The following is a 2,018-nucleotide window of genomic DNA, read 5'->3' on the forward strand; positions in this document are numbered from 1 at the left end:
GCGCAGCCGCGCCAGCTGCGACGACAACGCCGGCTGGCTCAGGTGCAGGCGCTCGGCGGCGCGGGTGACGTTGCGCTCGGCCAGCAAGGCGTCGAGCGAGACGAGCAGGTTCAGGTCGATGCTGCGCAGGTCGAGCATGGGCGTTCCTTGTCCCGTACACCGGCGCCGACTATACGGATGGGCCGAGCCCGCGCACGAGCGCGCGGCGGCGTCTTCGCGCACACTGGCGCGCCATGAAGACCCTGCTCGTCACTGCCCCGATGCCCGAGGGCTATTTCAGCCGTGCCATCCATGCGCTCGACGCCGACGCCGAGCTGCTCGAATACCACGGCGAGCTCGGCGAGACGGCGCTGGCCGATGTCGACTCGGTGCTCGCCTGGCAGCTCCCGGCGGGGCTGGTGCGGCGCCTGCCCGGCCTGCGCTGGATCTGCGCGGTCTCGGCCGGCGTGGACAAGCTGCTGGTGCCCGAGCTGGCGCCGCAGGTGATGGTGTCGCGTATCGTCGACGCGGAGCAGGCGCACGGCATCGCGCAGTTCGTCGTCCTGATGGCGCTGCGGCACGCGCGCCAACTGCCGGTGTACGAGGCGCAGCAGCAGCGCCACGAATGGAAGCGCCAGCCGGTGGCGGCCGTGCGCAGCCGCGTGGCCGTGCTCGGCATGGGCGCGATGGGCAGCGTGGTGGCGCAGCTGCTGGCGCAGGTCGGCTTCGAGGTGCATGGCTGGAGCCGGCGCAGCGGCCAGCCCTTGTCCGAGGCGCTGGGCGAGGCGGAAATGGTCGTCTGCGCGCTGCCGCTCACGCCGGAGACCGACCGCCTGCTCGACGCCCGCGCCTTTGCCGCGATGCGCCGCGGCGCCTACCTGATCAACATCGCGCGCGGCGCGCACGTGGTCGAGCCCGACCTGATCGCCGCGGTGCGAAGCGGCCAGCTCGCCGGCGCCGCGCTGGACGTGCAGCGCAACGAGCCGATGGCCGCCGATGACGCGCTGTGGGAGGTGCCCGGCATCACCATCACGCCGCACATCGCGGCGCAATCCTCGCCGCAGACGATCGCCACGCAATTCCTCGCCGGCCTGCGCCGCCTGCGCCGCGGCGAAACGCCGCCGAACGTCGTCGACCGCCAGCGCGGCTACTGATACGCACAGCCTGTGGCGGTGGCGCAACCGCCGTCCGGGGCACCACGAGGCGCTGTGGCAAGCTTGCGGTTCGTCCAGTCTTCGAGGAAGAAAGTCATGAAGTCGATCGTGTCCAGCGTGATCGTGGCCGTCGCGGCGCTCACGGGCGTGAGCGCGCAGGCCGCCGGCGCTGCCGCCAGCGCCGTCGAGAAGAGCGTGCACGGCGTGAAGCTCGCATCGCTGTGCGAGGGTTGCGGTGTCGTCTCCGACATGCACACCGAGACCCGCAAGGGCAAGGCCAGCGGCGTGGGTGCCGTCGGCGGCGCGGTGGCCGGTGGCGTGGTCGGCCATCAGCTCGGCGGGGGCGGAGGCAAGACCGCGCTGACGGTGCTGGGCGCCGTGGGTGGCGGCCTCGCGGGCAACGAGATCGAGAAGAACATGAAGAAGCACACCGTCTGGGTCACCACCGTGACCTTCAAGGACGGCAAGAAGCACAAGTACGAGCGCGCCAGCGACCCCGGCCTGAAGGCGGGCGACGTGGTGCGCCTGGACAACGGCCAACCGGTGAAGCGATAGCCGGCTGGGCCGGCCATCGCTTCGCATTGACGTACCGCTCCCTCCCGCCACCCTCCGAGAGGGAGGCTCTGGCGAGGTCGGGTGGGCGACGGATCAGCCCGCTCGCTGGAACTTGAACACCGCCACGCTGGCCATCAGGTTCGGGAAGCGCCGCACCGCGCGGCCGCCCTGGATGCCGAAGGAATCGAGCACGCGCAGGCCGTCCTTGCGCGCCAGCACCTCGAAGTCGGCGTAGGTGCCCACGCGGATGTTGGGCGTGTCGTACCACTCGTAGGGCAGCGCCTTGGTGACGGGCATGCGCCCGGTCACGATGCGCAGGCGGTTGGGCCA

At 71.6% G+C, this 2,018-nt stretch carries 4 protein-coding genes; 2 read left to right on the forward strand and 2 right to left on the reverse strand.

Going from position 1 to position 2,018, the window contains the following annotated elements; genetic code table 11:
- Nucleotides 1–138, reverse strand: a 138-nt coding sequence (locus tag VJ693_RS14975) for a LysR family transcriptional regulator (protein WP_324155358.1), incomplete at its 3' end; no start/stop codon positions are given.
- 95 nt (nucleotides 139–233) lie between these two features.
- Here VJ693_RS14975 and VJ693_RS14980 point away from each other — a divergent pair.
- Nucleotides 234–1,133, forward strand: coding sequence for an NAD(P)-dependent oxidoreductase (locus tag VJ693_RS14980; protein ID WP_324155352.1), 900 nt, complete (start codon nucleotides 234–236; stop codon nucleotides 1,131–1,133).
- A 96-nt stretch (nucleotides 1,134–1,229) separates the two neighbouring features.
- On the forward strand, nucleotides 1,230–1,688 hold the full coding sequence (locus VJ693_RS14985) for a glycine zipper 2TM domain-containing protein (protein ID WP_324155354.1): 459 nt from the start codon (nucleotides 1,230–1,232) through the stop codon (nucleotides 1,686–1,688).
- 93 nt (nucleotides 1,689–1,781) lie between these two features.
- Here VJ693_RS14985 and VJ693_RS14990 read toward each other — a convergent pair.
- Nucleotides 1,782–2,018 (reverse strand): methionine biosynthesis protein MetW (locus VJ693_RS14990; RefSeq protein ID WP_324155356.1); only part of this gene is annotated, 237 nt, incomplete at its 5' end.

This window comes from Ideonella sp. (assembly GCF_035254525.1).
Lineage (GTDB): Bacteria > Pseudomonadota > Gammaproteobacteria > Burkholderiales > Burkholderiaceae_C > Ideonella.